Genomic DNA, 5,454 nt, shown 5'->3' on the forward strand with positions numbered 1-5,454 from the left:
TTAATGACATTACAGCATACTTATCTAAAAAAACAGGTGCAGAATTTAGTTCAACAGAATTTAATAATAAGCATATAGAGAAACTAATTTCTTTCTTCCACGGTCACATTAAAAAAGTTGAATATAAAGATGAATACGACGATTTTATCGATTATGAAAACATTCCAATAAATGAATTTCAACTGAATAATCTACAATTAGAAATTGACTATGTATCCTTCTTAGCTAATTTTAATTTTGTATCAATATACAAAAATGGAAAGATATCCGTTGACAATAGTGAAGAAGAATACATAATAAATTTTGTAAAGGACGTAACATATGGCTTGGAAAAGAATAATTATTAATAGCATTATTATAATTCTCACAGTAGCTGTTGAAGCCACTTCCGCATTTCTTGGTGGAACCTTTGATAAACCTGAATATTTAGTTTTGTGTATTGCATTACTATTTTTTGTTATTATAAATCTAGTACTAACAAATGCCTGGCTCTCTCGGAAAGATGAACAAGAAAAATTAGAGCAAACAATATTAGAACATGAAAAGAAAATCTCTACACTTAGTATCCAAAACAATCAAACAGGTAATAATTTTTTTCACGTAGCTATCCGTCCTATTCTTTCAAGCGGTACATTTTTATCTACTAATATTATGTATGAACTATATTTATATGTAAATTCACCTTACGAAATACCCAGAAATCCAGATATTAAGCTAATCACTAATAAACGTTGGCAAATATTTCGTACACCAAGTACACCAGAAATTAGTTATTCAACACATAATGAAAAATTTGAGTATTCTTTAAAAGGGTGCCTAGATCNNNNTATCATTGTAAATAACAAATTTTATCTATATAAATTTATAGTTCAATTCACAGAAATCGCGGAAAATGAATTTACTTTACTTGTAGAATCAAGAGATTATAAATCAGAAGTTAACAACACTATTTTTATCAGACCTGCATAATTAAAAGAAAAATCTATTCCAGGTTTTTCTTTTTTTGTTATAATAAGAACATACGTTTGTATAATTGATAACGGAGTGAAATGATATGCATAAAACACAGACCTATTACACAACACACATTGAAGACTACATCGAAAAATTATATCATTCTTTATCTATCTTTATTCCAGAACAAATCGACATGGTTAAAATATCCAAAAAACTGAATATTTGGTTGCATTTTGCTCCATTTGGAAGTCGTGCTATTTGTAAAAATGATTTATCCAGTATTGTTATTGATAATCGAAACATGACTTATCAACAATGGGAAGACTTTGGTCATGAACTTTGTCATGTGCTATTCCATGTAGGGAATCAGCTATACATACCGAAAAGTTTTTTAGACTACCAAGAAGCAAAAGCAAACAATTTCAAATTACATTTTTGTATCCCGACTTTTATGTTAAGAACACTAGAACTCCCCGAAACAAGAAATGAATCAATACACCTTATTTCAGAAATTTTCAATGTTTCATTTCATATTGCGGAGCAACGTTTGTTACATTATGAGAATCAACTGCTAGCTAGTCACTTGCAAAATGTTTTTTTCACAAACATCTCTACTTACTCAGTAAAAACAATAGAGTCTACTGAACTACATTTAATGACTAACTTACATCACTTTTTATAATTTATGATACTTACTTTTCGTATAATTAATATTAATACAAGGAGGTATTTCTATGAAAACAGCAATCTACCTACGTAAATCCCGCGCTGATCTCGAAGCCGAAGCGCGCGGCGAAGGCGAAACTTTAGCAAAACACCGCACCACCCTACTAAAAATCGCCAAAGAGAAAAACTTAAATGTTTTAGCTGTCCGGGAGGAAATCGTTTCTGGAGAAAGCCTCGTCAAGCGTCCTGAAATGCTGGCACTTCTCGAAGAAATTGAAGATAACAAATATGATGTTGTTCTTTGTATGGATATGGATCGTTTAGGTCGTGGTGGTATGAAAGAACAAGGAATCATTTTAGAGACGTTTAAACGCTCGAATACGAAGATTATGACCCCTAGAAAGACTTATGACCTTAATGATGAGTGGGACGAAGAATACAGCGAATTTGAGGCGTTTATGGCACGTAAGGAATTAAAGATTATTACACGTCGTATGCAACGCGGTCGTGTCGCAAGTGTAGAGGCTGGTAATTACCTCGGTACACATGCACCTTACGGATATGATATCCATCGCTTAAATAAACGTGAACGCACGTTAGTAATCAATTCAGAAGAAGCATCTGTCGTAAGAATGATATTTGAGTGGTATGCCAATGAAGATATGGGTGCGAATGCAATTATGCGTAAATTAAATGAGCTTGGCTACAAAAGCAAGTTAGGTAATGATTGGAACCCATACAGTATATTGGATATGTTAAAAAATCATATTTATATTGGCAAAGTCACATGGCAAAAAAGAAAAGAAGTAAAACGTCCTAATGCTGTAAAACGTAGTAATACAAGGCAAGATAAATCAGAGTGGATTATTGCTGATGGAAAACATGAGCCTATCATCCCAGAAAGCTTATTTGAAAAGGTACAGGAGAAATTAAATACAAGATATCATGTTCCTTATAATACAAATGGATTAACGAATCCACTAGCTGGGATTATTAGATGCGGAAAATGCGGCTACAGTATGGTACAACGGTATCCAAAGAATCGAAAACCTACAATGGATTGTAAACATCGTGGTTGTGAAAATAAATCCAGTTATACAGAGTTGATTGAAAAGCGTTTACTCGAGGCATTAAAAGAATGGTACATCAATTATAAAGCTGATTTCGAGGAAAATAAGAACAGTGGCAATGCAAAAGAAACACAAGTGATACAAATAAATCAAGCTGCTTTACGAAAGCTTGAACAAGAGTTAGTGGATGTCCAAAAACAAAAAAATAATTTACACGACTTATTAGAGCGTGGCGTTTATACTGTCGATATGTTTTTAGAACGCTCTAACGTTGTTTCTGATCGTATAAGTGAAATTACTACAACAATGGAAAACTTAAAGAAAGAAATTAAAACAGAAATTAAAAAAGAAAAAGTGAAGAAAGATACTATTCCTCAAGTGGAACATGTCCTTGATCTGTATTTCAAAACAGATGATCCGAAAAAAAAGAACAGCCTCCTAAAGTCAGTTTTAGAAAAGGCTGTTTATAAGAAGGAAAAGTGGCAAAGACTCGATGATTTCGAACTCGTGCTTTACCCTAAGCTCCCTCAAGATGGCGACAAATAAGCGTTTGTGCTTTGTCGTCATCTTGTTGGTGTAATTAGATTCACACCATTTAATCCAAGAGCATCATTCGTTGAAACTGCTAATACAACAGGTTTACCATTTCGCAGGGTAGCTTTAGCAGCCATTAATACAGGTGAATCTGTCATAGCATTCGCAAATTTACTCATTGTATTTCCTGTTAATGGTGCTATAACCATACAATCCAATGGAATTTTCGGACCAAGCGGTTCTGCCTTCACAATGGAGTCAATTACTTTATGACCTGTAATAGCTTCTATCTTTTCAATCCACTCTGTACCTTCACCAAATCTTGTGTTTGTCGTTTGTAATGTATATGATACAACAGGGCGTACTTCCGCTCCATCCGCAACAAGTTTTTCTAAGTGGGGCATGACTTCTGCATACGTACAATGTGAGCCTGTTAATCCAAAACCAATTCGTTTCCCTTTTACACTCATTTTTTATTCTCCTTTCTCACGTCTACATCTGCCATTAATAAATTAGAAAGGACATTTGCGAGAATTTGTCCTGCTGTTTTTGGTGCAACAATCCCTGGAAGTCCAGGCGCTAACAAAGCCTTAATTCCTCGCTTTTCTGCATAGCGGAAGTCTGTCCCTCCTGGTTTAGAGGCTAAATCAATAATTAATGTATGAGCAGGCATTTTTGAAATTGCGCTTGCCGTTACAACAAGATGGGGGATTGTATTAATAACAATGTCAACATCGTGTACCTCTCGCTCTATATCTCGCATTTGAAATGGCGTAAATGTCATTTCTGTAATACGCGCAATATGTTCAGAACGACGAGCACCTACTTTCACTTTCGCCCCTAGTGACTGAAATGCTCTTGCTACACTCATTCCAGTTCTCCCAAAACCTAATACCATTACCGTAGACCCATGAATTGTGTAATCGGTATGTTGAATAACCATCATAATAGTCCCTTCAACAGTTGGTATTGAGTTATAAATCGCTACATCATCACGATCAAACAATTTGACAAGTTTTCGATTCGTTGAAGAAGCAATTGTATCTAAGTAAGTGTTACTAATACCTGAATATATCGTAAAATGCGCTGGTGTGTTTTCAATCTGTTCTTTTGTAATCATAACTTTTGCATTAGAAAAAATTGTATCAATCTTTCCGCTTGCATCAGTTCCAGCTACCGGCAAAATAATGGCATCTAAAAAAGTAAAATCGAGATTTTGCATACTCTCTTTTGCTGATCCTGTAAATCCATGATCCAACTGATCAAAACCTACTAATGAGAGTTTCGCATCAAGCTCAACTAGCTTACGAATGACTTCAAGCTGCCTTGCATCTCCTCCTATGACAGCGATATGAATATCAGTCAACATTCTTTTCTTCACCTTCTTTTTCTCTCATTATAAGAAAAGTGCCTACTTTTTCGTTTTCCTCCACATCATATGTAATGTACGAGTATAAGGTGATTGAAAACAACAAAGTAAGAATGACTTACATCTATAGATTTTCATAATAAAAAAGACGACCTCAATGGTCATCTTTTAATTAAAATCTGAATAATTAACAAGATCAAAAATGATCATATCTTGCCCTACTTTTTTAATTCGACTCCACTCCACCCTTACTTCTTGTTGCCCTCTTTTAAATCCTCCCCATTTTCCAACTGGAATAATGAGCGCTTGAATCTTCCCATCTTTCTCATCAATCTCTAGGTCGGCATGCCCTAGTACTCCCATTCGTTCCGCACGTTGTAAATCAACAATTTCTTTTCCGCTTAGTTCACTTAATCGCATTCCATCCCCTCCATATATAACATTTTTATTAAAAGATTTCTTTTATATTAAGTACCTATTCTAGACTTCACAAAAAAATGCCTATATATATAAATCCAAGTTAAAAAAACGACATAAAACCCTTTTTTTCAGTTGGGCGAGAGCGTCTAGCCATGCGTAGAAGCGGTCAGGGCCTTTTTCTGCCACATGCGAAGTTCAAACAAAGGGAGAAAGAAAGTAGCAGGATCTATTTTTCTGCATAGCAATCTATATGTCGAAAAGTCAAAGTGGATTTATATATAAGTTAAAAAAACGACATAAAAACGTCTTTTCTTTTTAAGGGAGAGACAAGAGTATCCAGCCGTACAGAAGCGTTTAGGGTCTTTTGCTCCTACATACAAGGTTTAAAACAAAAGAAGAAAGCAAGTAGCAATCAGGTTGTATTTTGCATAGCAGCAA

At 34.6% G+C, this 5,454-nt stretch carries 5 protein-coding genes and 1 pseudogene; 3 read left to right on the forward strand and 3 right to left on the reverse strand.

Features of this window, described 5'->3' with window-relative positions:
- The 3 genes from V7024_RS23665 to V7024_RS23675 all read left to right on the forward strand — a co-directional run.
- A partial coding sequence (locus V7024_RS23665; protein ID WP_335524493.1) for a hypothetical protein occupies window positions 1-347 on the forward strand: 347 nt, incomplete at its 5' end.
- A 707-nt stretch (window positions 348-1,054) separates the two neighbouring features.
- A complete protein-coding gene (locus tag V7024_RS23670) occupies window positions 1,055-1,639 on the forward strand; it encodes an ImmA/IrrE family metallo-endopeptidase (protein WP_335524494.1) in 585 nt (194 codons plus the stop codon).
- Window positions 1,640-1,691: 52 nt separating this feature from the next.
- Entirely contained in the window at window positions 1,692-3,239 is a 1,548-nt protein-coding gene (locus tag V7024_RS23675; protein WP_335524496.1) for a recombinase family protein, read from the forward strand.
- A 32-nt stretch (window positions 3,240-3,271) separates the two neighbouring features.
- On the opposite strand, the pseudogene dpaB reads toward V7024_RS23675, so the two are convergent.
- The 3 genes and pseudogenes from dpaB to V7024_RS23690 all read right to left on the reverse strand — a co-directional run.
- Window positions 3,272-3,697 (reverse strand): annotated as a pseudogene (gene dpaB, locus V7024_RS23680) (dipicolinate synthase subunit B); the annotation flags it as partial.
- On the reverse strand, window positions 3,694-4,596 hold the full coding sequence (gene dpaA, locus V7024_RS23685) for a dipicolinic acid synthetase subunit A (RefSeq protein WP_335524497.1): 903 nt from the start codon (window positions 4,594-4,596) through the stop codon (window positions 3,694-3,696). The gene dpaA and the pseudogene dpaB, both read right to left, overlap by 4 nt.
- A gap of 168 nt (window positions 4,597-4,764) precedes the next feature.
- Window positions 4,765-5,016: a YlmC/YmxH family sporulation protein gene (locus V7024_RS23690; RefSeq protein ID WP_020059139.1), complete on the reverse strand. Its 252-nt coding sequence runs from the start codon at window positions 5,014-5,016 to the stop codon at window positions 4,765-4,767.
- Between the last annotated feature and the right edge of the window lie 438 nt (window positions 5,017-5,454).

The sequence above is a fragment of the Bacillus sp. JJ864 genome (genome assembly GCF_036963045.1).
Classification (GTDB): Bacteria; Bacillota; Bacilli; order Bacillales; family Bacillaceae_G; genus Bacillus_A; species Bacillus_A pseudomycoides_C.

Coding starts and splice junctions, on each gene's coding strand:
- V7024_RS23670 (WP_335524494.1), top strand. CDS start 1,055: ATGCATAAAACACAGACCTATTACACAACACACATTGAAGACTACATC.
- V7024_RS23675 (WP_335524496.1), top strand. CDS start 1,692: ATGAAAACAGCAATCTACCTACGTAAATCCCGCGCTGATCTCGAAGCC.
- dpaA (WP_335524497.1), bottom strand. CDS start 4,596: ATGTTGACTGATATTCATATCGCTGTCATAGGAGGAGATGCAAGGCAG.
- V7024_RS23690 (WP_020059139.1), bottom strand. CDS start 5,016: ATGCGATTAAGTGAACTAAGCGGAAAAGAAATTGTTGATTTACAACGT.